The organism is Desulfonatronum lacustre DSM 10312 (genome assembly GCF_000519265.1).
Lineage (GTDB): Bacteria > Desulfobacterota > Desulfovibrionia > Desulfovibrionales > Desulfonatronaceae > Desulfonatronum > Desulfonatronum lacustre.
The window spans coordinates 3,188,161-3,211,342 of record NZ_KI912608.1 but is presented as its reverse complement, the minus strand read 5'-3'; the positions used below and the strand labels follow the sequence as shown (position 1 = coordinate 3,211,342).

Genomic DNA, 23,182 nt, shown 5'->3' with positions numbered 1-23,182 from the left:
TTACCCTTTTTATTTAATGATGAAGATCTTTGGCATTATCTAATCTCATGCCAATTTTTATGAGCATATCATGCCGAAACTCAAACCTCCGCTCAGCGTCCGTCAAGGGCTTGTCCACCTCGGAGAAGACCTCCGCAGAGCCAGATTGCGTCGCGGGCTGAAAATGGCCCTGGTAGCGGAACGGGCCGGGATCAGTCGGGAGACCTTGGCTAAAATCCAGAAAGGCGATCCCGGGGTGGGCATGGGGTCCTATGCCGCGGTGATTTTCGCTTTGGGCATGGGCACGAAATGGATGAGGCTGGCCGATATCGGCAACGACCCGGTTGGTCAGGCCCTTGAGGCCGAACGACTACCCAAGCGCGCCCGAGGCTTGAAAAAGCTGGGGGAGTGACTCGTCTTGTCCAGGGAAATTTTCGTTCACGTCGACTCGCGTAACGGCCCAATTTTCGTGGGCACGCTCTGGGTTCATGAAGCCAGGGGTCGGCAAAGCGCCACATTCGAATACGATTACGCCTGGAGAAGCTGCGCGACGGGCTTTTCCCTGGAGCCCGCCCTGGAACTACGGAAAGGCACGTTTCACACGGACAAGGCCTTGTTCGGAGCCATTGGTGATTCAGCCCCGGACCGCTGGGGGCGGACCTTGATGGATCGTCGGGAAGCCCGGTTGGCCAAATTGGAACAGCGTGCACCTCGGATGCTCCTGGAGGCGGACTATCTGCTCATGGTCAACGATTTGGCCAGACAGGGCGCTTTGCGTTTCTCATTGCACAAGCAAGGGCCGTTTCTGGCCACCGACAAAAATGACCCCATCCCGCCCCTGGTCCGTCTCGGCCGTCTTCTGGCAGCCGCCGAACGGACGACGTCGCGTACGGAAAAAGATGACGACCTCAAGCAACTCGTCGGCCCCGGCTCCTCACTGGGCGGAGCCAGGCCCAAAGCATCGGTGCTGGACAACGACGGGACACTGATGGTGGCCAAGTTTCCCAACAGCGGCGATGACCACGATGTACAGCTCTGGGAGTTCGTCTCCCATCGCCTGGCGCACAAGGCCGGCCTGAACGTGCCAGCCGTGCGTCTGGAGCGGATAGCCGACAAGAACATCCTGCTCCTGCGTCGATTTGATCGGAACGCCGATGGCTCCCGAATTCCTTTTCTCTCAGCCTTGAGCATGCTCGGGGCATCCGACGGAGAGCACGGCAGCTATCTGGAGATCGCCGAGGTTCTGCGCGAATATGGTGCGCGACCGGCAGCGGACCTCAAGGAACTCTGGAAACGATTGGTGTTCAATATTCTGATCGCCAATGTGGACGACCATTTACGCAACCATGCCTTTCTTTATTCCGGACCGGAAGGCTGGCGGCTTTCTCCTCTTTACGATCTGGAACCCACTCCGGAACACGTCAAACCGCGCATCCTGCATACCCGGATCGATTATCAAGACGGGACGGCCAGCCTGGAACTGGCTTTTGACGTGGCCGCCGAATTCGGAGTGGAAGCCAGGGAGGCCGAAACGCTGGCCAAAGCCATTGCCGCGGCCGTTCAGAGTTGGGAAGACGAAGGGTCGAGCTGGGGAGCGAGCAGGCGGGAGATCGAGTTCATGCGTTCGGCGTTTGAGCCCGGAAAGTAGCCGCCCGACAAGCCTGAAGATGTCAGTGCGATTCCCGTATTCATGAATCAACGAGTCCTCGAACAACGAAGTTGCCTTTTTTTCGATTCCCGGTAAGTTTTTCCGAAAACAGTTGGACGTCTCGATTTAAAAAAAGGAATCCCGGCATGTTCGATGCCCTTCCGACGGAAGATTACACCTCCCCGTACCGCAATCTCTCCTGGTTCGCCAAAACTTTTCCCAGCCCGATCTTCTATCCCAAGATGATCGGGATCATCTTTCGGGCTTCGAAAAAGGGCAAGCGGTCGATGTATGACGGCCGAGCCTGGATCGAAAGCAGCCGGGCCATCTGCTCTGCCCTGGAAAGCGTCGGGGTCCGCCTGAAGATAGAGAACGTTTCCCTTCTGGCGAAGCTCGACTCCCCATGCGTTTTCGTGGGCAACCACATGAGCACCCTGGAGACGTTTGTCCTGCCATCGATCATCCAGCCGCACCGGCCGGTCACCTTTGTGGTCAAGCGGAGCCTGGTGGAGTATCCCGTGTTCAAACATGTGCTGATCGCCCGCGATCCGGTCGTGGTTGAGCGCCAAAATCCGCGGGATGACTACAAGACCGTCATGGAGGAAGGCGGCAGACGGCTGGAGAAGGGTATCTCGATTGTGGTCTTTCCCCAGTCGACCCGAGAACCGGCGTTCGATCCCCAGAAATTCAACTCCATGGGGGTAAAGCTGGCCAGACGGGCCGGGGTCCAGGTGGTTCCGTTCGCGTTGCAGACCGATGCGTGGGGCAATGGAAAACTTCTCAAGGATTTTGGAAAGATAGACCCGAAGAAAACCGTCCATTTCCACTTCCATGAACCCATGACGGTCACCGGAGCGGGGAAGGATGAGCACGCGCACATCGTGGAGTTCATTCAAGGGAAATTGGAGCAATGGAACAGGGACCGCGACAACAAGTGACACTTCTTTTAGAGGAACAACGCATTTTGACTCATATCAATCAGGTGGCCGCGCAGCTCGGGTTGACGGCGCGACAGGTTCAGGCCGTCGCGGATTTGCTCCGGGAAGGCTCCACCGAGGTGTTTATCGCCCGGTATCGCAAGGAGGCCACGGGTTCTCTGGACGAGGTGGTCGTGCGCAAGGTGCGCGACGGGCTGGAGGCCCTGGCTGATCTGGACAAGCGGCGCGGCGCCATGTTGGCCTCCCTGGAGGAGCGGGAGCTGTTGTCCGATGCCTTGCGCGGCGCCCTGGAGGGGGCCCGGTCCCTGACCGAACTGGAGGACATCTATCTTCCCCATCGACCCAAGCGGCGCACCCGGGCGATGATGGCCGCGGAAAAAGGGCTGGAACCTCTGGCCGACCTGCTCATGGAACAGCGCACGGCGGACCCGGTTGGTGCCGCGTCCTCCTTTGTTGATCCGCCCAAGGGCGTGGAAACAGCGGAACAGGCCCTGGCCGGGGCCAGGGATATCCTGGCGGAGCGCATTTCCGAGGATCCCGGAGCCAGAGCCGCGATGCGCGCCCTGTTCACGACCAAGGCCCGGCTGCGATCCCGTCCGGCCAGGGGCGTGGCCAAGGTCGATCCGGCTGTGGCGGTCAAGTTCAGGGATTGGAATGACTGGGAGGAGCCCGCGGCAACCGCTCCCGGCCATCGGATTCTGGCCCTGTTTCGGGGCGAACGGGAAGCCGTTCTTTCCGTGGAGGTGCGTCCGGACGAGGCGTTGGCCACGACCGGGCTGGAACGCCGCTTCGTACGCGGCCAGGGAGCGTGCGCGCAACAGGTGCGACTGGCTGTTCAGGACGGATACCGCCGTCTGCTCGCGCCTGCCATGGAGACGGAACTGCGGGCGAACCTGAAAACCCGGGCTGATGCGGAGGCGATCGCGGTTTTTTCCGCGAACCTGCGCGAGCTGCTCCTGTCCCCGCCCCTGGGCCGCAAGCGGATCATGGCCCTGGACCCGGGATTTCGCACCGGGGCCAAGCTGGCCTGCCTGGATGAGCAGGGCGGACTGCTGCATCACGAGACCGTGTTCGTGGTGGGGTCGGAACGACAGACGACGGAATCAGCGCGACGCATCCGGGAGCTGGTGGAGCGATTCGCCATCCAGGCCGTGGCCGTGGGCAACGGCACCGCCGGGCGGGAAACAGAAGCGTTTGTCCGCTCCCTGGGGATGCAAGGCGTCTTTGTGGTCCTGGTCAACGAATCCGGGGCCTCGGTGTATTCCGGCTCGGACATCGCCCGGGAGGAGTTTCCGGATCTGGACCTGACCGTGCGCGGCGCCGTGTCCATCGGGCGGCGGTTGATGGATCCCCTGGCGGAGCTGGTCAAGATCGATCCCAAAGCCATCGGCGTGGGCCAATACCAACATGACGTGGACCAGGCGGCGTTGAAGCGGGCCCTGGACGACACCGTCGTCAGTTGCGTGAACGCGGTGGGCGCGGAGCTGAACACGGCCAGCGCCGCCCTGTTGTCCTTTGTTTCCGGGCTGGGGCCGGCCCTGGCCAGAAACATCGTGGCCTGGCGAAGTGAAAACGGACCATTCGATTCCAGACAGGATCTGCTCCGGGTCAAGCGGCTCGGGCCCAAGGCTTTTGAGCAGGCCGCCGGCTTCCTGCGGATTCGGGACGCGGACAATCCCCTGGACGCCTCAGGCGTGCATCCCGAGCGGTACGGCCTGGTGGAACGCATGGCCCGGGACGTGGGCGCCGAAGTGTGCGAACTGATGCAGGATGCCCGGATCAGGGCGGAAATTGATCCGCATCGGTACCTGTCCGAAGAAGCGGGGCTCCCGACGTTGACCGACATCCTGGCCGAGCTGGACCGGCCCGGGCGGGATCCCCGTCCGACATTTGAACACTTTGCCTTTGCCGAGGGCATGCATCGTCCGGAAGACCTCTCTCCGGGCATGGTCCTGCCGGGCATCGTGACCAACGTGACCCGGTTCGGGGCCTTCGTGGACGTTGGCGTGCACCAGGACGGGCTGGTCCATGTCAGCCAGATGGCGGACCGCTTCGTCCGCGATCCCGCGGAGGTGGTCCGGACAGGGCAACACGTCCGGGCCCGGGTCCTGGAAGTGGACCTGGAGCGTCGCCGGATTTCTCTTTCCCTGAAAAGAGCTGATCAGCCGTAACGACGATGGTCTCAGGCGAGATGCCGCGTGACGTCTTGCGCCGTGACTTTGTTCGGCCCCGCGATCGTCCGATCGGTGTAGCCCAGGGGGATAACGGCCATGAATTCGCCCTCGGGCTCGCCCAGGAACCGGCGTACGTCCTCCTTGATCAGGAAGAGGATCCCCAGCCAGACCGAGCCCAGGCCCAGCGAAGTGGCCGCCAGAAGCAAGTTCTGCACGGCTGCGGCGGAGCTTTGGATTTCCATGGTCCGGAAAAAGTCGCGCGTTTCCGAAATGTCCAGCTTGAACAGCTTCTCGCCCCGGGCGACCAGATTGCCGGTATTTACCACGGCCACCACAATGGGCGCGCTGGTGATGCTCCGGGCCGCCATGCGCAGCAGGGAGGACGAGGGTTTGGGAAAGTCGGCGGCTCGTTCCGTGGTCAGCCGGGCCAGCTCCATCTTCTTGTCCCCGCGAAGAACGATGAAACGCCAGGATTGTTCGTTATGCGCCGAAGGCGCCTGATTGGCCGCGGTCAGGACCGTGTGGATGGCCTCATCGCTGACCTCCCGGTCCGTGAAGAGCCGGATGCTGCGGCGGGCCGCGATGTTGCGCAGGGTTTCGTTGTCCAGCATGCAAGGAACCTCTCACTGCTTTGGATCATTATGGTTCATGGAAGCGGTAACGTAGGCCGGGCGTCAACGCAAAGCAAGGTTGATATCAAAACGGCCCGGGGATGCGCGCGCATCCCCGGGCCGCTTGGGACTCTTCGCGTAGCAACGAGGTCGGCAAGTATGTCGTCGCCGGAATATCCGAGTAGAAACCCGCCTTCCCCCTGGGCACATCAAAAGGGGATTTTGGTGCCAAGCCGATCAAACCCCGAACTACGGACCTCGGCAACTGCGCTCTCGTCCCCCCTGGCCAGAAACAACGCCTCCACGCCGGGCAGGAATTCCACCAGTTCCAGGCCTTTTTCAACGCCCAGAACCATCAGTCCCGTGGCCAAGGCGTCGGCGAGAACCGCGGTTTGGGCCAGGACGGTGACGCCGGCCACGTTGTTGTCCAGCGGGCGTCCGGTGCGCGGGTCCAGGACGTGGCTGAAAAATTGCCCGTCATGCTCGAAGAATTGCCGGTAGTCGCCGCTGGTCAGCACGGCCGTTCGGCCCGGACGCAGCACCAGCAGGACCTCGCCCCAGGCTTGGCCTCGCTCTGGTTGGTTCACCCCGATGCGCCACGGCTCCCCTTCCGAGTTGCGTCCGGAAACACGGACGTCGCCGCCAATGTCCACCAGATAATCTCGAATCCCTCGCCCTTCCAGCAGCTCAGCCAGCGCGTCCACGGCAAACCCCTTGGCCACGGCCCCCAGGTCCAGTTGCACGCCCGGATGCAGCTTGCCCAGCCGCCCCGGTGTCGATGCGTCAATCAAGTTCAGCCCCACTGAGGACAGAGCATGGCGCACGGCTTCTTCCGAAGGAGGACGCCACGTTTCCCGGTTCGCGGCCCCTGGGCCGAAGCCCCAGATATCCAGCAAGGGTTTGACCGTGGGGTCGAACGCTCCTCCGGTTTGGGCGTAAACCTGTGTAGAAACCCGAAGGACGTGCTCGAAATCCTCGGAGACAACCATGGAGTCGCCCGCGGACAGAGCATTGAATCGGGAGATTTCACTTTCCGGGCGATAGACGGACATGGAGGCGTTGATCTGCTCCAATCGGTCAAAGATGGCCTGGTCCAGGCCGGAAAGGGCCGAGGCTGGGGGATTTACCGTGCGCACGGTGTACACCGTGCCCATGGTCGTCCCGCGAAAGACATGGTCCGAGGGCCGGTCGCAACCGGAGAGCAACGCCAGAAAACCAACCAGCAGGGCCGCGCAAAGCACGCGGGCAAACCGGATACGGCGGTCATGCGGGGAAGCGTGAAATGGAGTAATCAGCTTCTTTCCTTCCACCGGAGAGGATTGCGGCTTCCGTGCATCACGGCGATGATGAGAATAATACTTTCTAGGATCCGGTAGTATATTGCAAAGGGGAATTTACCGATCAATGCTCGGCGCGTATTCCGATGAACAACAGGATACATAAATGGATTTTTCTGAACCGTATCCAGCGTCTTATCAATTTTATCCAAGAATTCATGTCCGAGACCAGGCAGTTGCCCTTCATACCATATTGACGCGTTCTCGATATCCGACTCGGCTTCTTTCCGGAATCGCAGCGTATACTTCACAGCTTTTTCCGAATTCTCTCCATGACTGTTTTGGCATCGGTTCCATAGTCAAGGTCCGACTCAAAGGCGTCAAGACGAATGTTCAGCAGCTCGCGTTGAGCATCGGTCATCTCGATGAGATGTTGATCAGCCGCAATGCTGTCCCAGATGTTCTCGACAAGCCGTATTCTTTGATCAACGGGCATTTGACGTAATTCAAGGTTGTGCATGACCTCTCCCGCTATTGAGTTTATAAAAAAAAACCGTTCCGCGCCGGACCGAAGCCCTCAATTCATGTACCAGCCCAGAACACGCCAGGAGATGCGTCCGGTCTGGTCCACGTCGTATTCCAGCCAAAGGTTGCCGCGGACATGGCCGTCCTCGAACCCGGCCAGGACCCATTTGTCGGTGAGCACGTACGTTTCACCGGTGATGATGTGCATGCTGCCGCCGAAGAAGGCTTCGGCCGGGATCAGATCCGAGCGGTCGGCGAGATCCTGGATCAGGTCGTAGACCGGGTTGGAGAGCCCTTTGCGCTGCAAGCGACGCAGCTCGAACTCGCTCAGCCTGGGTTGAATTTCCCGCTGGATGGAAAGCAGCGGGGCCAGGTTGGCCACATCCAACTGCTCCCGCAAATCACCGCTTTCCACCTCGCACTGGCGCAGGGCGTCCCGGGACTGGTGCAGCTTGGCGTACAGCGACAGGCAGGCCGCGGCCAGGGTCAGGGCGAGGACCCAGGGGAGGACATGCATGGAGCGGGTGATCATCCGGGACCGCCTGTCGCGCCCGATGCACCGGGCTCAGGAAGGATACCCAGCTTGTGAGCCAACTCCGTCGCCTCCGGATGTTCCCTGCACAACTCCCAAAGTCGATTCTCCACGGCCCAAAGATTGAGAGGCAGGCCCAAGACCGCGGTGCGGTCCAAAATTCGGCCCACCGCGGCCCAGCCCGGTCGCTCGGAAGACAGCAGTTCCAGAAGATGCCCGGTCAGGCGAATATCGAATTCCCGCAGTGGTCGCCAGTTTGTACGCAGAAAGGAGTGGAATTCCTCCTGGTCGTCGGCAGCCTGTCCCAGGACCAGGTCAGCCCAGGCCAGAGCGGGCAGATGGAGCAGCCAGACATCCTCCCTGATCGGGCGGTGCTGGTCTTCCTGGTAGCCTTGAAAATGGTCCAGGGCCGATCTCGCGAATCGAAGCTGCCCCTCCCACCAGACGCGGGTCCGACTCTCGGACCAGGACAGGGAGACCAATTCGCGCCTGTTCCAGGCCAGGTCCGTCACGGAACAGGAATGCTCGGCCCCTTCCGACGTCTTCACGGTCACGACGCCGAAGCTCCGCCCGGCTTGCTCCGGCTTCCAGCGCCAGGAAAACGTTTCCGTAGCCCCGGTATCGGGCCAAGTCAGCCGACCGCGACCCCGAACCTCCGAGTCATCAAGTTTCGCCTTGGGCTCAGACTCCCACTCAGGCTCCAGGACCAGTTGCGCTCCGAGCCAGTTTCGCTGAATGGGTCGCCCATAATCGCGGATCGCGACGGGTCCATCTCCATCCTCGCCGTCCATAAACAGGCCCAACAAGGTCCAGGAGGCCAAGTCCATGCTCCGGGGCAGAACATGGGTGCGCCACAGGTCCGCTCCCGAGCCCTTGCCCGAGCCCTTGCCTGGGATGTTCGACTCCGCCGCGGCCATGATCCGAACGAAATCCGGTGAACAGTCATCTGCCCCGGTGGACCGGGCCAATTCCATGGAGCGCAGGGCGTAGGCCATGGCGTTGAGCGGCTCCACCCGGCTGATCTCGTCGAAAAACCAGGCGCAGCTGGCCAGGGAGCACATAGCCCATTCCTGCATGGCCAGCAGGTTGAAGGCGGTTGCCCGCTGGTCCGGATCAAGCCCCGGCACGACATGTTGGTCGAAAAACTCGGAGCGCGAAACGCCGTTGGCCAACACCCGGCCATAGTCCAGCAAGGCTTGCCGAGGGTCGGTGAAACAGTCCCGCCCAACGGCGAAGAAATGCTCGTCCACGCGCAGCTTGTTGCGATGCAGGGCTTCGCGCAACGGCCCGCGCCAGCGCTGGTGCCAGTCCGGATGCCCGCCGTCGGCGCAGCCGCAGTCCGAGCGCCAGCGCTCCACCCCGTGGACGCAGCTCCAGGAGGACGGCTCATGGAGCAGTATCCGGCGAGTCGGCGGGTTGTCGGCCAGATAGGCCGCGAAGTTGGTCAACTCCAACTCATCCCGGCCTTGGCGAATCTGCTCCAAAACATAGGCCAGGGCCATTTCGCCGAAGGAAAAGTGGTGGCCGTAGGTCTCGCCGTCCGTGGCCACGCAGAGCAACCCCCGATCCGCGGCCTGATTGATCCGCTGGAAGTAGCGCCCGCCGTCTTCCAAAAGCCGTTCAAAGGCCACGGCCTGGGAAATCGGTCCGTGATAGAAAAACACGGCCAGTTCCCGGCCGGAAGGCAATGCGGCGGCGTACGGCTCGCGGATGTCCAGGGTGGATTCATCCACGTCATACTGGTTTGCGCCGTCCAGATCCGCCACGGCCCGAGCCTGGCGCGGGGCCAGGACCACGAAGCGAAACCCGGCCTGGGCCACGGCTTCCAGGGTCGGGGTGTCCACGGCGGCCTCGGAGAGCCAGAGCCCTTCCGGCTCTCGCCTGTAACGCGCCTGAAAGTCCGCCACGGTCCAGGCCAGTTGCACCTCCTTGTCCAGGGGCGAGGCCAAGGGCATGATGATGTGATGGTAACACTGGGCCAGAGCGTTGCCGTGCCCCCATCGCTCCAGGCTCTGGCGGTCAGCGTCCAGAATTCGGGCGTAGCATGCCGGATCGGCTTGTTCCAGCCAGGAGAGCAGGGTCGGGCCGAAGTTGAAGCTGGTCCAGGCGTAGCAATTGACCAGGTCCGTGATCCGTCCCTGGGCGTCCCTGCGTCGGGCCCAGGCCAGGGGTGCGTAGGACTCTTCCAGAATCCGCTGGTTCCAGTTCAGTCCGGGCGCGGCACTGCCCTCGGGCAGCAGTTCGCGCAGCCACGGATCGACGCGCGGGGGCTGGTAATAATGCCCATGGATGCACACCTTGCGTGTGGTCGTCATGCCCTTTCCTCCACTTCCCCGGTCGTTTCCTCCCGGATGCGGTCCCTGGCCTCAGTAGCGCTGAAGCCTCGCTTGGCCGCGAAAAACTCCAGATTCTCCTCGGCGTCGCAGGGCCGCAGGTACAGCGGCTCGATGGGCGCATGCCCGAACGAGGCGTTCAGGGCTGCTTGAATCAAGACGTGAGCCTGGGGACTATCCCAGGAAGGATCGAGAATGCGCGCCTGAGGCAATCCGGCCTTGATCCACTCCAGGTTGCGTCGGACCCCGCTGCCCAGCAGATACAACGGCTGGTCGTCGTCGGCCAGGAGCGAATGGAGATCGGTCGGGACGTCCACTGCCAGAATCCGGGGGCCGCCCAGGGACGCGACGCCATGTTCCGTCGTATTATTTGGGGAAAAAGGCGCGGTGGCGACGTGAAACGTCTGGGCATGGACCAGCCGGGTCCGGGCATGGGTCAACACGGCCAAGCGGCCCTGGAGCAGCGGGGCCGGACCGGCGGCCAGCAAAGGCGGATACTCCAGTCCGGCCATGGGCAGGCCCGCGCCCATGGCCAGACCGTAGGTCGTGGCCAGACAGAGACGCAGCCCGGTGAAATTGCCCGGTCCCCGGACGCAGGCGATGCCGGAAAGATCGTGCATCTTCAGCCCGAGAAGATTCAGAGCTTGCTCCAGGGCCGGGACCAAAAAGCGCATCACCCGGGCCGGAGCGGCCCATTCCTGATGCAGAACCAGGGTGTTTCCCCGGGCCAGGACGATCTGGACCCGGTCCTCCACGCCGTTCAGCGTCAGCAGGAGGCGCTGGGAGGAATCGGCGTCGCTTCCGGTGCAAGCGCACGCCGCGGAAGAACGGTCACTTGAAGAAGCGATGGATGTCATTGAACACCGCGAAGGTCATCAGCGCGATCAGAAAGGCGATCCCGATCTTGTAGGCGATTTCCTGCATCCTGGGGTTGAGCGGTTTTCCGGTGATCGTCTCGATGGTGTAGAAGAGGATGTGCCCTCCGTCCAGCACGGGGATCGGCAAAAGATTCAACAGGCCGAGGTTGATGCTGATCAGCGCGGTCAGGGCCAGCAGGTTGGTCAGTCCCTCGGAGGCCTGCTCGCTGACCAACTGGGCGATGAGGATCGGCCCGCCGATGTTGTCCGCCGGGATGATCCGTTCGATCAGCTTGATGATCCCCTGCACCGTGAGCACGACGATGGTCCAGGTCTGCTCCGCCCCGGCGATCAGGGCCGTGCCCGGTCCCAGGGCGATGGACTGGGTTTCTCCCGAGGCCGTAATGCCCAGCATGGCCACCTTGATGTCCTCGCCGAACAGGTTCTGACGGACCTCCACCCGGGGCTGGGCCGCGACGTCCACCACCCGGTTCTCCCGCTGCACCGTCAGGTGCATGGTCTGCCCCTCGGACTGCTGAATGCGCTCGGCCAGCTCGCTCCAGTAGCGGATGTCCTGGCCGTTGATGCTCAGAACCATGTCCCCGTCACGCAGATCCGCGGCCTGGGCCGGGCTGTCCTCCAGCACCTGGCCCACCACGGGCAGCAGTTCCTGTTGCCCGTGCGCCCAGAACAGCCCCCAGTAGATGAACACGGCCAGCACGAAATTGAACACCGGACCGGCTGCCACCACCAGGATGCGTTGCCAGGGCGGCCGGAGGCTGAAACTGGATTCAGGCGGAATGCCCTCGCCCAGTTCGTCCTGGGCGCTCTCCCCGGCCAGCTTGACGTAGCCGCCCAGGGGGACGGCGCAGAGTCGATATTCCGTGCCGCCGTACTGGAACCCGAACAGCTTCGGCCCGAATCCCAGCGCAAAAACCGGCACGCCGATCTTGAACAGACGGGCCACGAGGAAGTGACCCAGCTCATGGAAGAAAATCAGAACCCCGAGGACGAGAATAATGGCTAAGACGCTTTGCATTCGAAACTCAATGGCTGTTTGGTTGGAAGGGGGCTTCGGCTCGCCTCGACATGTGGCGAAAACAGTCGGTCAACTTCAACCGGCGTTTCTCATGGCCGAACCGAAGAAAGGGGCGTAATGGTCGTGGAAGGTATTTTGAGACTTCCCGGTCGCAAGTCAAGCCTTGCCACGGAAACTCAGACACCGGCACCGGAGTCGGCCAAGCGTCGCGTCTGGTCCTGGACGAGGACGCTCAGCTCCAGAATCGTTTCCAGGGAGTCCACGGACAGCCCGGCATGGTCGTCCAGGGCGCGGCGGATCAGGGCCGGGATGTGCAGGAAGGAGATACGCTCACGCAAAAACAGGTCCACGGCTGCCTCGTTGGCCGCGTTCAGGACCACCAGATGGCTTGGGCCCGCGCGATAGGCCTGTCGGGCCAGTTCCAGACAGGGAAAAAGATCGGTCCGAGGCTCCCGAAAGGTCAGGGTTCCGGCCTGAAGCAGATCCAGGGGAGCCAGACTCAATCCCAGACGCTCCGGGTACCCCAGGCAATGAGAGATGGGCACCTGCATGTCCGCGGGTCCCAAGTGGGCCAGCAGGGAGCGATCCGTGAATTCCACCAGGGAATGAACGATGCTCTGGGGGTGGATCAGCACGGCCACCTGGTCCATATCCAGGCCGAACAGCAGGCAGGCCTCGATCACTTCCAGGCCCTTGTTCATCAGGGTCGCGGAATCCACGCTGATCTTCGCGCCCATGGACCAGTTGGGATGGGCCAGGGCCTGACCCACCGTGACCGCGTCCAGCTCAGCCGCGTCCATATCCCGGAACGGACCGCCCGAGGCCGTGAGAATGATCCGCCGTAAACTGGAGCAGGTCTCCCCGCGCAGGGATTGAAACACCGCGTTGTGCTCCGAATCCACGGGCAGAATCATGGCTCCGTACCGCTGACAGGCGTCCCGGATCACGGCTCCGGCCAGAACCAAGGATTCCTTGTTGGCCAGGGCGATGATCTTCCCGGCCCGGGCCGCGGCCAACGTGGCCGGCAGTCCGGCCGCGCCCACCTGGGCGGAGAGAACCATCTCGGCCTCAGAGAGCCGGGCCAGCTGCTCGTAGCCCTCCTGGCCGTGAACGATCTCCGGAGCATAACCGGAAGGCAGCAGCCCCCGCAGTTCATCGGCCAAGGCCGCATCCAGCACCGCCAGCATCCCGGGCCGCCACCGCGCGGCTTGTTCGGCCAACAGGCGAACGTTGCGCCCCCCGGCCAGCCCCAGCACGGAAAAACGTTCCGGATGCTCGCTAATCACCCCCAGAGCGCTGCGACCGATGGAACCGGTACTGCCCAGAATGACCAAGCCGCGTGGGGCGGACATCGCGGGCGAAGGCAGGGCGCTGATGTATCGGCAAGCGTGGAGGGGTGGCATATTGGGCGATTCTGAAGCGGTGAAGGGCTGGGGCACAATCTAGAAGAAAGGATAAACAAGGCTCAAAGCCGCATAGGCCGGTAAAACAAAAAGCAGGCTGTCGATGCGGTCCAGGATGCCGCCGTGGCCGGGCAGGAGGGTTCCGGAATCCTTGACAGCCTGGGAGCGCTTCATGGCGGATTCGAAAAAGTCTCCCACCTGGGCGGCCAGATTCAAGACCACGCCGAGGAAGATGAACGCCGCCGCGCCCGCGGTTCCCCAGGCCAGTCCCACAACCAGGCTGGCCCCAACGCAGGCCGCCATACCTCCTGCGCTGCCCTCCCAGGTTTTCTTGGGACTGATGGACGGCCAAACGTGGCGGCGGCCCAACTTGGAGCCGGTGTAATAGGCGGCCGTATCGGAGAGAAACGCCGCGGCCACCACCAATAGCAACTCCGGCCACGCCAGCCCCAGGGCGAAGTGCAGCAGCAGAGGCAGATAGCAGCAGCCCAGAAAAAGCAGCAACACATCCGGAAACGACGCGGTTTCGGGATCAGCGCTGTAGCTGACCAGAAACAGGATGCCGAACAGGCAGAACAGCCCGGCCAGAGCCGCCGGTACGGCGGTCGGCGCCAGGTACGCGGCCATAAGAAAAAGCGCCCCGCCGGCGATGCCCAGCAGTTTCCATCCCGGTCGCTCCCGTTTCCAGAACATGGAATAGAATTCCCATTGACCCAGGGCGGCGAGGATGAGCACGAGAAGCAAGAGCGGGAGCCCGCCGGAAAAAAGAATCCAGAGCAGGACGGGCAACGGCAACAGCCCGGTCAACAGGCGTTTGTGGTGCGAGGTCAGGGGCATGATGCTGGTCGGCGGTTCGTGACGAGGATGGATTTTAAGGAAGGGATCGAGAATACAACCAAAAAAAGATCAGGCCGACGACGGTTCCAGGCCCCCGAAACGCCGGGACCGCCGGGCAAACTCGTCCAGGGCCGCTTGCAGGCAGGCTTCGTCAAAGTCCGGCCACATCACCGGAGTGAAGACCAGTTCGCTGTACGCGGCCTGATACAGGAGAAAATTGCTCAACCGCTGCTCGCCGCTGGTCCGGATGATCAGGTCCGGGTCCGGCTGGCCGGCTGTGTCCAGATTGTCGGTCAGGAGCTGTTCCGTAATCTGATCCGCCGATACACCCTGGGCTACAAGCTTCCGGCAGGCCCGGACAATCTCTTCGCGGCCGGAATAGTTCAAGGCCAGATTGACGACCATGGATTTGCAGTGGCTGCTCTTGGAGCAGACGTGCCGCAAAATCTGGCGTAGGGCAAAGGGGAGTTCGTCCCAGTCTCCGAGCACGTGCAGCCGAATGTCCCGCTCCAGCAGGGAATCCATCTCGCTCTTGAGATAGGACTGGAGCATCTCGAATAAAAACGAGACCTCCTCCCGGGGTCGGGACCAGTTTTCCTTGGAAAAGGTATAGAACGTAACGTGCGGAATGCCGAGCTTGCGGCACTGGGTGACGATCTTGCGGGCGGAGCGGGTACCGGCCTTGTGGCCTTCGGTGCGCGGCAGGCCGTGGTGTTCGGCCCACCGCCCGTTGCCGTCCATGATGATGGCGATATGCCGGGGAAGGGAGGACAAGTCGGCTCAGATCTCCATGATTTCCTTTTCCTTGGCCGCGAAAACGGCGTCGGCCTTGACGATGTATTCGTCCGTCAGCTTCTGGACGTCGTCCTGGGTCTTGTGCAGCTCGTCCTCGGTGATCTCTTTGGCCTTTTCCTGCTTCTTCAGCGTGTCGTTGGCGTCGCGCCGAATGCTACGGATGCCGACCTTGGCCTCCTCAGTGAACTTCTTGGCGATCTTGACCAGCTCCTTGCGCCGTTCCTCGGTCAGAGGCGGGATGATGATCCGCAAGGTCTTACCGTCGTTGACCGGGTTCAGGCCCAAATCAGACTTGAGGATGGCCTTTTCCACATCCTTGAATGCTCCACGATCCCAGGGCTGGATGGAAATGGTCCGGCTGTCCGGGATGGAGATGGAAGCCAGTTGATCCAAAGGGGTCGACGTACCGTAGTAGTCCACCCGAATCCCGTCCAGCAAGGCCCCGGAGGCCCGACCGGTTCGCAGCCTTTTGAACTCCCTGTCCAGGCTTTGCAGGGACTTCTCCATGCGTTCCTTGTTGTCGTCCAGTACGGATGTCATGCTTATTCTCCTCCTGTGACCAGCGTTCCCGTAGGTTCTCCCAGTGCGACCCGCTTGATGTTGCCCGCGGTGAAGAGATTAAAGACCACGATGGGCAGATTGTTGTCCATGGCCAGGGAAATGGCCGTGGAGTCCATGACTTGCAGGCGCTTTTTCAGAACATCAATATAGGAGATGTGCGAGAACAGCCGGGCGTCTTGATCCTTTTTCGGATCCTTGTCGTAAACCCCGTCCACCTTGGTGGCCTTGAGGATGGCCTGAACCTTGAGCTCGGCTCCGCGCAAGACCGCGGCGGTGTCCGTGGTGAAAAACGGGTTGCCGGTGCCCGCGGCGCAGATCACCACCCGTTTCTTTTCCAGGTGCCGGATGGCCCGGCGGCGGATGTAGGGTTCGGCCACCTGCTGCATGGGAAAGGCGGTCATCACCCGGGTGGTCAGACCCAACTTCTCCAGACCGTCCTGCACGGCCAGGGAGTTGATCACCGTGGCCAGCATGCCCATATAGTCGGCTCCGGCCCGGTCCATGCCCCGGGAGGCGGCTGAGAGACCGCGAAAAATGTTCCCTCCGCCGATCACCAGGGCCAATTCGACCCCCAGTTCGGCGACCTCGACCATTTCCCGACAGAACGTGTCAATGGTCTCGGGATCGATCCCGAACTGGTTGGGCCCGGCCAGGGCTTCGCCGCTGATTTTCAGCAATATCCTGGGATAGCGCAGTTCCGTCATGCCGACTCCTGCGGCCCGGGCCGCGGGTTGAACGTGTTCACCGTAGGGGCACGGCGTGCCGCGCCCCTACGGTTCATCCGGATCTTGTTAGGCTTCTTCACCCAAGGCCATCCGCACGACCCGGCCGACCTGGATGTTTTCGCCGAGTACGGCGATGGTTTCCGTGATCAGATCCTTGATCTTGCGGGAATCGTCCTTGATGAAGGCCTGCTCCAGGAGGCAGACTTCCTGGGCGAACTTCTTCATCCGTCCGTCCACGATCTTGGGAATGATGTTTTCCGGCTTGCCTTCGTCCCGGGTCTGCTGGGTGACGAATTGGCGCTCCCGCTCCAAAACGTCCTCCGGAATGTCCTCCGGGGCCACGCACAGCGGAGCCGTGGCGGCCACCTGCATGGCCAGATCCTTGGCCAGTTCCAGGAACTTTTCGTTCTTGGCCACGAAGTCGGTCTCGCACTTCAGCTCGACCATTACTCCGATCTTGCCGTTGGAGTGAATGTAAGACCCGATAAAGCCCTGGGACGTGGCCCGGCCGGACTTCTTCTGGGCCTTGGCCAAGCCTTTTTCGCGCAGCCAGAGCAAGGACTTTTCCTGGTCTCCGTCGCACTCCTGCAGCGCTTTTTTGCAATCCATCATGCCCGCGCCGGTACGCTCGCGCAGCTCCTTCACCAAACTTGCGGAAATGGCCATTTATTTCTCCTCCGTAGCGTCTTTTTCACTTTCCGTTTCAGCCCCTTCGCTCTCCGCAGCGGCCTGGGTCAGCGCTGCCTCGGCGGCCTTCTCAGCGCTTTGGTCCATGTCGCGCATCCTGGCCGCGCCCTCGGTGCAGGCATCGGCGATGCTCGCGGAGAACAGCTTGATGGCCCGGATGGCATCGTCGTTGCCGGGAATGATGAAGTCGATCAGGTCCGGATCGCAGTTGGTGTCCACCACGGCGACCACTGGAATGTTCAACTTGCGGCATTCCTGGATGGCGATGTCTTCCCGGTTCGGGTCGATGACGAAGGCCGCCTGAGGCAGGGACTCCATGTCCTTGATCCCGCCCAGGGCCAGGTTCAGCTTTTCCACGTCGCGCTGCATGCGCACGATTTCCTTCTTGACGAACCGATTCACGGTGCCGTCCTCGAACATGGTTTCCAGCTTCTTCAAGCGCTGAATGCTGCTGCGAATGGTCTGAAAGTTGGTCAGGGTACCGCCCATCCAGCGATGGGTCACGGAAAACATGCCCACCCGAGCGGCTTCCTGCTTGATGATCTCCCGGGCCTGGGGCTTGGTGCCCACGAACATGACCTTACCGCCCTGGGCCACGGTATCGGCGATGAAGTCGTGAGCCTTTTGGAACATCTTCACGGTCTGCTGCAAGTCGACGATGTGAATGCCGTTGCGCGCACCGAAGATATACGGACGCATCTTGGGGTTCCAACGCCGGGTCTGGTGACCGAAATGCACTCCGGTCTCCAGCATCTGCTTCATAGTCACGTACGCCATAACACTACTCCTTGAACTGGTGGGTTTTTCCTCCACCCTCCGCATTTGAACCCGCTCACTTTCGTCACGGACGAAAGACCCTCGGGCTTCTCGGAGGATGTGCGAATTTCGAACCGTGTTCAATTAGGCTAAAAAGGAACAACTGGCAAGCAAAAAATCAGGCAACTTCCTTCCGAAAACATCGCAACCCTTTACAGGCGGTTCGGATTGCGATAGCGAATTTCCATTGCTGGGGGAGCCGCGAGGCTGAGAGGGAGTACACGCTCCGACCCTTGGAACCTGACACGGACCATGCCGTCGTAGGGAAGCACCGCGCAGATCGCCTTTTCGGACCGCAAAGCTTCACGCCAGGTTCCGAAAAGGCGTTTTTTTTTTATAACTACTCAGTACATTTTGTGTCCGATCTTGCTCCGGCAATCGGGGTCGGGGTCGGCGCTTCGCTATCGGATTCGGAATCGAAACAGGAAGAATTTAGAACGCATCCCAGCGTTTTCGATCCCGATCCCGATTCCGATTCCGACCCCGGCAACAGAATTACTCTGTGCTGAGTAGTTACTTTTTTTTGGGCTCGAAGACCAAAGGAGGTTGGGTTTGCAAGTGATCGTCAACGGGATGAGCGAGTCCCTTCAAGAGGACGTCATGCTCCATGATCTGATTGCCTCCAGGGGCCTGGATCCGTCCCGGGTCGTGGCCGAGTTGAATCGAGAGATCGTGCCCGGCGAGGATTTCCCCAAAACCAGGCTCCAGGAGGGTGACCGGCTGGAGCTGTTGCAGTTCGTGGGAGGTGGCTGATGCAGGACCTGATGGACGACCTGTTCGAGATCGGCGGGGAGCGCCTGGGCAGCCGGTTGTTCACCGGCACGGGCAAATATGGTGACGACGCGGTGATTCCTGAGGTCTGCGCGGCCTCCGGGTCCGAGGTGATCACCGTGGCCCTGCGGCGGGTGGATTTCCAGGCCGCCGCGGGTAATGTCATGGACCACATCCCCAAGACCATGCGCCTGTTGCCCAACACCTCCGGAGCGCGCACCGCGGACGAGGCCGTGCGCATCGCCCGGCTGGCCAAGGCCATAGGCTGCGGCAGCTGGATCAAGATCGAGGTCATCGCGGACAACAACCATCTGCTCCCGGACGGCTACGCCACGATCAAGGCCACGGAAACCCTGGCCGCCGAGGGCTTCGTGGTTCTGCCCTACGTCAACGCGGACCTGTACGTGGCCCGTGACCTGGTATCCGCGGGAGCCGCGGCGGTGATGCCCCTGGGCGCACCCATCGGCACCAACCGCGGCCTGCAAACCAGGGAGATGATCCGCATCCTGATTGAGGAGATCGACCTGCCGATCATCGTGGATGCCGGACTGGGTCGGCCTTCCCATGCTTGTGAGGCCATGGAAATGGGCGCGGACGCGGTGCTGGTGAACACGGCCATTGCCACGGCCGCCGATCCCGTGGGCATGGCCAAGGCCTTTGGTGAAGCCGTGCGGGCCGGACGTCGTGGGTTCCTGGCCGGGGCCGGGGTACAGCGCCTCAAGGCCGACGCTTCCTCGCCGTTGACCGGCTTTTTGGAGGGGTGACGCCCATGAGCTTTGCCGAAGTCATGGACGCCTACGCCGGTCTGGACATGCCCAAGGTCATCCATGAAAACCAGTCTCAGGATGTACTTCGAGCCCTGGGAAAAGACCGGCTTGGGCCAGAGGATCTGTTGGCCCTGCTGTCACCGGCTGCCGGAGTCATGCTGGAAGAACTGGCCCGCAAGGCCGCCGTCCTGACCCTGCAGCATTTCGGCCGGGCGGTTCAACTGTTCACCCCGCTCTACGTCTCGGACTTCTGCGCCAATCGTTGCGTCTACTGCGGGTTCAACGCGGAACAAAAAGGTCCGCGTCGTCAGCTTTCCCTGGAGGAGGTCCGCGTCGAGGCCGAGCACATCGCAGCCACCGGACTGCGCCAGATCCTGGTGCTCACCGGCGACGCACGGGCCAAGGCTCCGCCGGAATACCTGGAACAAATCCTGGGAGTACTGCGCGAGTTCTTTCCCAGCCTGCTCCTGGAGGTCTACGCCCTGACCCGGGAGGAATACGCTCGAATGATCGCCGCCGGGGCCGAAGGGCTGACCATTTACCAGGAAACCTACGACCCGGAACAATACGCCCGGACGCATCCCAGCGGCCCCAAGCGGGACTATGCGTTCCGTTTGGACGCCCCGGAACGCGCCTGCCGGGCCGGGATGCGCTGGGTGGGCATCAGCGCCCTGTACGGGCTGGGCGATTGGCGCCAGGACGCCTTCTGGGCGGCCATGCACGCCCGCTGGCTGCAGGATCGATATCCCGGCGCGGAAATCGGTCTATCCCTGCCCCGGATGCGCCCCCATGCCGGAGCCTGGCAGCCGGAACATCCGGTTTCGGACCGGGATCTGACCCAGATCCTCCTGGCCCAGCGCCTGTTTATGCCTCGGGCCGGGATCACCCTATCCACCAGAGAGCCAGCTCGATTGCGGGAAAACCTGCTGCCCCTGGGCGTAACCCGGCTTTCCGCCGGGGTGTCCACCTCGGTGGGCGGGCACGGAGCGGACCAAGCCGGCACGCCGCAGTTCGAGGTGGCCGACGACCGGAGCGTGGCTGACATCACAGCCATGCTCCGAGGTAAGGGCTTTCAGCCGGTCTTCAAAGACTGGCAGCCATTAAACCCGGTGACGGCATGAATCTCGTGGAACAGGGCATCGCCCACCACATCGGCTCGGACGCCCTGACCCGCCTGCAACAGGTACGCGTCGGCTTGGCCGGGGCCGGGGGGCTGGGCTCCAACTGCGCCCACGCCCTGGTCCGCTCCGGATTCAAGCGCTTCGTGCTTGTCGATTTCGACCGGGTGGAACCGTCCAACCTGAATCGGCAGTTCTTCTTTCCGGACCAGATCGGCCTGCCCAAGGTGGTGGCCCTGGGCGCCAATCTGTTGCGGATCAATCCGGACCTGGACCTGGAACTGCACGAAGAACCGATTACCCCCGTTAATGTCCACCAGCTTTTTAAGAATTGCGACACCGTGGTGGAATGCGTGGACGACCCGTCAGTGAAAAAGCTGCTCACTGAGGCCATGATTCCGACAAAGTCCCTGTTCGTGGCCGCTTCCGGGATTGCCGGATGCGGGGATGCCGATCGCATCCGCACCAGACGCCTTCGGAATAATTTTTTCCTCGTGGGCGACGAGCAAACCACCGCCTGTTCGGATACGCCGCCCCTGGCCCCTCTGGTAACCCTGGCGGCCGCCAAGCAGGCCGACGTGGTGCTGCATTATTTTCTGCATCAACAGATAGAGGAAAATCGCCCCGACAATCCGGACGGGGACACCAGGATAGGTTTGTTCTCGCACTACGGGCGCTCTGAATCGGTATCGAAATCGAAATCGTGATCGAAATCGATTTCTGGTAACTTTCCGATTTCGATAACGATTTCGATTTCGATGATTGCTGACCGACCATGGACCGTTGAACCGTGAACCCAAAACATTGAACCATCGTCACCAAAGGAATCCCATGCTGAACAATCCCTTGCGCAACATTGACCTGTACTGCCTGACCAGCGAGGAACACTCGCTGGGCCGGACCAACCTGGAGGTGGTCCGGGCCATGCTGGACGCTGGAATCAAGCTCATCCAGTACCGGGAGAAGGACAAGCCCGGGCGGGTCAAGCTGGAGGAATGCGCGGCCATTCGGGAATTGACCCGCAAGGCTGGGGCACTGTTTCTGGTCAACGACGACGTGGCCGTGGCCCAGGCCGTGGATGCGGACGGCGTGCACGTGGGCCAGGACGACCTGCCGGTGCCGGTGGTCCGCCGCCTGCTCGGTCCGGACAAGATCATCGGTCTGTCCACCCACTGTCCGGATCAGGCCCGGGCCGCGGTGGCGGACGGAGCGGACTATATCGGCGTAGGGCCGATCTTCGCCACCAAGACCAAGAAGGACGTCTGCGCCCCGGTGGGCCTGGAATACCTGGAGTGGGTCACGGCCAACCTGTCCATCCCCTTCGTGGTCATCGGCGGGATCAAGAAGCACAACATCGGCGAGGTGGTTCAGCGGGGCGCGTCCTGCGTGGCCATGATCACCGAGATCGTCGCCAAACCGGATATACCAGGGCAAATCCAAGCCCTGCGTAAAGCCATGCAACAAAATATGAGGGAAACAAGATCATGAGTTGGACAACCCAAATGAACGCGGCCCGGCAGGGCATTGTTACGGATCAGATGCGCACCGTGGCGGCCAAGGAAAACCTGCCCCTGGAAACCCTGATGGAGCGCATGGCCGCCGGCGAGGTGATCATTCCGGCCAACAAGAACCACACCCACCTGGACCCCGAGGGCGTCGGCCGGGGCCTGCGCACCAAGATCAACGTCAACCTGGGCATTTCCAAGGACGCCTGCGACATGGACCTGGAAATGGAAAAGGTCCGCCATGCCCTGCGCCTGGGAGCCGAGGCGATCATGGACCTGAGCTGCTTCGGCAAAACCCGCGAGTTTCGGCAAGCCCTGATCGCCGAGTCCCGGGCCATGATCGGCACGGTGCCCATTTACGACGCCGTGGGCTTTTACGACAAAAACCTGTCCGACATCAGCGCGGACGAGTTTTTCGACGTGGTCCAGGCCCATGTGGACGACGGGGTGGATTTCCTGACCATCCACTGCGGACTGAACCGGCTGACCGCGGAGCGGATTGACAAAACCAATCGCCTGACCTCCCTGGTCTCCCGGGGCGGCTCCCTGCTCTATGCCTGGATGAAGGAAAACGACGCCGAAAACCCGTTCTACGAGCACTACGACCGGCTGCTGGAGATCTGCGCGAAACACGACGTGACCCTGAGTCTCGGCGACGGCTGCCGACCCGGCTCCCTGCACGACGCCACGGATGCGGTCCAGGTCCAGGAAATGATCGTCCTGGGCGAGCTGACCAAGCGGGCCTGGGAGCGCGACGTCCAGGTGATGATCGAAGGCCCCGGACACATGGCCCTGAACGAGATCGCCGCGAACATGGTCCTGGAAAAACGCCTCTGCCACGGCGCGCCCTTCTACGTCCTCGGCCCCCTGGTCACGGACGTGGCCCCGGGCTACGACCACATCACCAGCGCCATCGGCGGAGCCGTGGCCGCTGCCGCCGGGGCGGATTTCCTCTGCTACGTCACCCCGGCCGAACACCTGCGCCTGCCCACCCTGGACGACATGAAGGAAGGCATCATGGCCTCCCGCATCGCGGCCCACGCCGCGGACATCGCCAAAGGCATCCCCGGAGCGCGCAACTGGGACGACAAGATGTCCAAGGCCCGGGCCGACCTGGACTGGGAGTCCATGTTCAACCTGGCCCTGGACCCGGAAAAAGCCCGCGCCTACCGGGAGTCCTCCAAACCGGCCCACGAGGATTCCTGCACCATGTGCGGCAAGATGTGCGCGGTGCGGACCATGAAACGGCTCAAGGAAGGGAAGGATATTCGGTTGGATGATTGA

Annotated in this window: 25 protein-coding genes and 1 riboswitch; of the genes, 10 read left to right on the top strand and 15 right to left on the bottom strand. The window is 62.0% G+C overall.

Annotated elements, in window-relative coordinates:
• Window positions 1–70 precede the first annotated feature (70 nt).
• From DESLA_RS0115155 to DESLA_RS0115140, 4 genes are all read left to right on the top strand, one after another.
• The gene (locus DESLA_RS0115155; protein WP_028573117.1) at window positions 71–391 is read left to right on the top strand and encodes a helix-turn-helix domain-containing protein; all 321 of its coding nucleotides are present in this window, start codon (window positions 71–73) and stop codon (window positions 389–391) included.
• Window positions 392–397: 6 nt separating this feature from the next.
• On the top strand, window positions 398–1,627 hold the full coding sequence (locus tag DESLA_RS0115150) for a type II toxin-antitoxin system HipA family toxin (protein WP_028573116.1): 1,230 nt from the start codon (window positions 398–400) through the stop codon (window positions 1,625–1,627).
• Between the two features lie 146 nt (window positions 1,628–1,773).
• Window positions 1,774–2,565, top strand: coding sequence for a lysophospholipid acyltransferase family protein (locus DESLA_RS0115145; protein ID WP_028573115.1), 792 nt, complete (start codon window positions 1,774–1,776; stop codon window positions 2,563–2,565).
• Window positions 2,538–4,736 (top strand): Tex family protein, encoded by a 2,199-nt coding sequence (locus tag DESLA_RS0115140; RefSeq protein ID WP_084032111.1) that lies wholly within the window; start codon window positions 2,538–2,540, stop codon window positions 4,734–4,736. Before DESLA_RS0115145 ends, DESLA_RS0115140 begins: the two co-directional genes overlap by 28 nt.
• Window positions 4,737–4,747: 11 nt before the next feature.
• Here the strand turns inward: DESLA_RS0115140 and DESLA_RS0115135 are convergent, their stop codons facing one another.
• The 15 genes from DESLA_RS0115135 to rpsB all read right to left on the bottom strand — a co-directional run bounded on the left by DESLA_RS0115135 (window position 4,748) and on the right by rpsB (window position 17,698).
• A complete protein-coding gene (locus DESLA_RS0115135; protein ID WP_028573113.1) occupies window positions 4,748–5,350 on the bottom strand; it encodes a nitroreductase family protein in 603 nt (200 codons plus the stop codon).
• 209 nt (window positions 5,351–5,559) lie between these two features.
• A complete protein-coding gene (locus DESLA_RS0115130) occupies window positions 5,560–6,660 on the bottom strand; it encodes an FAD:protein FMN transferase (RefSeq protein WP_051434739.1) in 1,101 nt (366 codons plus the stop codon).
• Window positions 6,642–6,938 (bottom strand): type II toxin-antitoxin system RelE/ParE family toxin, encoded by a 297-nt coding sequence (locus DESLA_RS0115125; protein WP_028573111.1) that lies wholly within the window; start codon window positions 6,936–6,938, stop codon window positions 6,642–6,644. Before DESLA_RS0115125 ends, DESLA_RS0115130 begins: the two co-directional genes overlap by 19 nt.
• Window positions 6,935–7,147: an addiction module protein gene (locus DESLA_RS0115120; RefSeq protein WP_028573110.1), complete on the bottom strand. Its 213-nt coding sequence runs from the start codon at window positions 7,145–7,147 to the stop codon at window positions 6,935–6,937. Before DESLA_RS0115120 ends, DESLA_RS0115125 begins: the two co-directional genes overlap by 4 nt.
• A 57-nt stretch (window positions 7,148–7,204) precedes the next feature.
• Window positions 7,205–7,684, bottom strand: coding sequence for a hypothetical protein (locus DESLA_RS21945; protein WP_051434738.1), 480 nt, complete (start codon window positions 7,682–7,684; stop codon window positions 7,205–7,207).
• On the bottom strand, window positions 7,681–9,999 hold the full coding sequence (locus DESLA_RS20830; RefSeq protein ID WP_051434737.1) for a DUF3536 domain-containing protein: 2,319 nt from the start codon (window positions 9,997–9,999) through the stop codon (window positions 7,681–7,683). Before DESLA_RS20830 ends, DESLA_RS21945 begins: the two co-directional genes overlap by 4 nt.
• On the bottom strand, window positions 9,996–10,874 hold the full coding sequence (gene tsaB / locus DESLA_RS20825; protein ID WP_051434736.1) for a tRNA (adenosine(37)-N6)-threonylcarbamoyltransferase complex dimerization subunit type 1 TsaB: 879 nt from the start codon (window positions 10,872–10,874) through the stop codon (window positions 9,996–9,998). The genes DESLA_RS20830 and tsaB overlap by 4 nt, the downstream gene beginning before the upstream one ends.
• Window positions 10,849–11,913, bottom strand: coding sequence for an RIP metalloprotease RseP (rseP, locus tag DESLA_RS0115100; RefSeq protein ID WP_028573109.1), 1,065 nt, complete (start codon window positions 11,911–11,913; stop codon window positions 10,849–10,851). The genes tsaB and rseP overlap by 26 nt, the downstream gene beginning before the upstream one ends.
• A 176-nt stretch (window positions 11,914–12,089) precedes the next feature.
• Entirely contained in the window at window positions 12,090–13,316 is a 1,227-nt protein-coding gene (gene dxr, locus DESLA_RS20820; RefSeq protein WP_035261915.1) for a 1-deoxy-D-xylulose-5-phosphate reductoisomerase, read from the bottom strand.
• A gap of 39 nt (window positions 13,317–13,355) precedes the next feature.
• Window positions 13,356–14,153, bottom strand: coding sequence for a phosphatidate cytidylyltransferase (locus DESLA_RS0115090; protein WP_028573108.1), 798 nt, complete (start codon window positions 14,151–14,153; stop codon window positions 13,356–13,358).
• Window positions 14,154–14,222: 69 nt separating this feature from the next.
• Window positions 14,223–14,927 carry a polyprenyl diphosphate synthase gene (uppS, locus tag DESLA_RS0115085; RefSeq protein WP_028573107.1) on the bottom strand — a complete coding sequence of 235 codons (705 nt, stop codon included), beginning with the start codon at window positions 14,925–14,927 and terminating at the stop codon, window positions 14,223–14,225.
• A gap of 6 nt (window positions 14,928–14,933) precedes the next feature.
• Window positions 14,934–15,488, bottom strand: a complete 555-nt coding sequence (frr, locus tag DESLA_RS0115080; protein ID WP_028573106.1) for a ribosome recycling factor — start codon at window positions 15,486–15,488, stop codon at window positions 14,934–14,936.
• 2 nt (window positions 15,489–15,490) lie between these two features.
• The gene (gene pyrH, locus DESLA_RS0115075) at window positions 15,491–16,213 is read right to left on the bottom strand and encodes a UMP kinase (protein WP_028573105.1); all 723 of its coding nucleotides are present in this window, start codon (window positions 16,211–16,213) and stop codon (window positions 15,491–15,493) included.
• An 87-nt stretch (window positions 16,214–16,300) separates the two neighbouring features.
• A complete protein-coding gene (gene tsf, locus DESLA_RS0115070) occupies window positions 16,301–16,900 on the bottom strand; it encodes a translation elongation factor Ts (RefSeq protein WP_028573104.1) in 600 nt (199 codons plus the stop codon).
• Window positions 16,901–17,698 (bottom strand): 30S ribosomal protein S2, encoded by a 798-nt coding sequence (gene rpsB, locus DESLA_RS0115065; RefSeq protein ID WP_028573103.1) that lies wholly within the window; start codon window positions 17,696–17,698, stop codon window positions 16,901–16,903.
• Between the two features lie 221 nt (window positions 17,699–17,919).
• Window positions 17,920–18,021: riboswitch (TPP riboswitch) on the top strand.
• Between the two features lie 274 nt (window positions 18,022–18,295).
• Here rpsB and thiS point away from each other — a divergent pair.
• The 6 genes from thiS (at window position 18,296) to thiC (ending at window position 23,182) form a co-directional block, all read left to right on the top strand.
• Window positions 18,296–18,490 carry a sulfur carrier protein ThiS gene (gene thiS, locus DESLA_RS0115060; protein WP_245590110.1) on the top strand — a complete coding sequence of 65 codons (195 nt, stop codon included), beginning with the start codon at window positions 18,296–18,298 and terminating at the stop codon, window positions 18,488–18,490.
• A complete protein-coding gene (locus DESLA_RS0115055; protein ID WP_035261912.1) occupies window positions 18,490–19,272 on the top strand; it encodes a thiazole synthase in 783 nt (260 codons plus the stop codon). Before thiS ends, DESLA_RS0115055 begins: the two co-directional genes overlap by 1 nt.
• 5 nt (window positions 19,273–19,277) lie before the next feature.
• Window positions 19,278–20,396: a 2-iminoacetate synthase ThiH gene (gene thiH, locus DESLA_RS0115050; RefSeq protein WP_028573100.1), complete on the top strand. Its 1,119-nt coding sequence runs from the start codon at window positions 19,278–19,280 to the stop codon at window positions 20,394–20,396.
• A complete protein-coding gene (gene thiF, locus DESLA_RS20815) occupies window positions 20,393–21,100 on the top strand; it encodes a sulfur carrier protein ThiS adenylyltransferase ThiF (RefSeq protein ID WP_084032110.1) in 708 nt (235 codons plus the stop codon). Before thiH ends, thiF begins: the two co-directional genes overlap by 4 nt.
• A 124-nt stretch (window positions 21,101–21,224) precedes the next feature.
• A complete protein-coding gene (gene thiE / locus DESLA_RS0115040; protein ID WP_028573099.1) occupies window positions 21,225–21,881 on the top strand; it encodes a thiamine phosphate synthase in 657 nt (218 codons plus the stop codon).
• Entirely contained in the window at window positions 21,878–23,182 is a 1,305-nt protein-coding gene (thiC, locus tag DESLA_RS0115035) for a phosphomethylpyrimidine synthase ThiC (protein WP_028573098.1), read from the top strand. Before thiE ends, thiC begins: the two co-directional genes overlap by 4 nt.

What these genes read in the sequence shown, in the direction of transcription:
- DESLA_RS0115120 (WP_028573110.1), bottom strand. Translation starts at nt 7,147, where the DNA reads ATGCACAACCTTGAATTACGTCAAATGCCCGTTGATCAAAGAATACGG.
- pyrH (WP_028573105.1), bottom strand. Translation starts at nt 16,213, where the DNA reads ATGACGGAACTGCGCTATCCCAGGATATTGCTGAAAATCAGCGGCGAA.
- DESLA_RS0115135 (WP_028573113.1), bottom strand. Translation starts at nt 5,350, where the DNA reads ATGCTGGACAACGAAACCCTGCGCAACATCGCGGCCCGCCGCAGCATC.
- tsf (WP_028573104.1), bottom strand. Translation starts at nt 16,900, where the DNA reads ATGGCCATTTCCGCAAGTTTGGTGAAGGAGCTGCGCGAGCGTACCGGC.
- rseP (WP_028573109.1), bottom strand. Translation starts at nt 11,913, where the DNA reads ATGCAAAGCGTCTTAGCCATTATTCTCGTCCTCGGGGTTCTGATTTTC.
- DESLA_RS0115155 (WP_028573117.1), top strand. Translation starts at nt 71, where the DNA reads ATGCCGAAACTCAAACCTCCGCTCAGCGTCCGTCAAGGGCTTGTCCAC.
- DESLA_RS20830 (WP_051434737.1), bottom strand. Translation starts at nt 9,999, where the DNA reads ATGACGACCACACGCAAGGTGTGCATCCATGGGCATTATTACCAGCCC.
- DESLA_RS0115145 (WP_028573115.1), top strand. Translation starts at nt 1,774, where the DNA reads ATGTTCGATGCCCTTCCGACGGAAGATTACACCTCCCCGTACCGCAAT.
- rpsB (WP_028573103.1), bottom strand. Translation starts at nt 17,698, where the DNA reads ATGGCGTACGTGACTATGAAGCAGATGCTGGAGACCGGAGTGCATTTC.
- DESLA_RS0115140 (WP_084032111.1), top strand. Translation starts at nt 2,538, where the DNA reads ATGGAACAGGGACCGCGACAACAAGTGACACTTCTTTTAGAGGAACAA.
- thiE (WP_028573099.1), top strand. Translation starts at nt 21,225, where the DNA reads ATGCTGAACAATCCCTTGCGCAACATTGACCTGTACTGCCTGACCAGC.
- DESLA_RS0115090 (WP_028573108.1), bottom strand. Translation starts at nt 14,153, where the DNA reads ATGCCCCTGACCTCGCACCACAAACGCCTGTTGACCGGGCTGTTGCCG.
- tsaB (WP_051434736.1), bottom strand. Translation starts at nt 10,874, where the DNA reads ATGACATCCATCGCTTCTTCAAGTGACCGTTCTTCCGCGGCGTGCGCT.
- thiF (WP_084032110.1), top strand. Translation starts at nt 20,393, where the DNA reads ATGAATCTCGTGGAACAGGGCATCGCCCACCACATCGGCTCGGACGCC.
- thiH (WP_028573100.1), top strand. Translation starts at nt 19,278, where the DNA reads ATGAGCTTTGCCGAAGTCATGGACGCCTACGCCGGTCTGGACATGCCC.
- frr (WP_028573106.1), bottom strand. Translation starts at nt 15,488, where the DNA reads ATGACATCCGTACTGGACGACAACAAGGAACGCATGGAGAAGTCCCTG.
- DESLA_RS21945 (WP_051434738.1), bottom strand. Translation starts at nt 7,684, where the DNA reads ATGATCACCCGCTCCATGCATGTCCTCCCCTGGGTCCTCGCCCTGACC.
- dxr (WP_035261915.1), bottom strand. Translation starts at nt 13,316, where the DNA reads ATGCCACCCCTCCACGCTTGCCGATACATCAGCGCCCTGCCTTCGCCC.
- DESLA_RS0115055 (WP_035261912.1), top strand. Translation starts at nt 18,490, where the DNA reads ATGCAGGACCTGATGGACGACCTGTTCGAGATCGGCGGGGAGCGCCTG.
- thiC (WP_028573098.1), top strand. Translation starts at nt 21,878, where the DNA reads ATGAGTTGGACAACCCAAATGAACGCGGCCCGGCAGGGCATTGTTACG.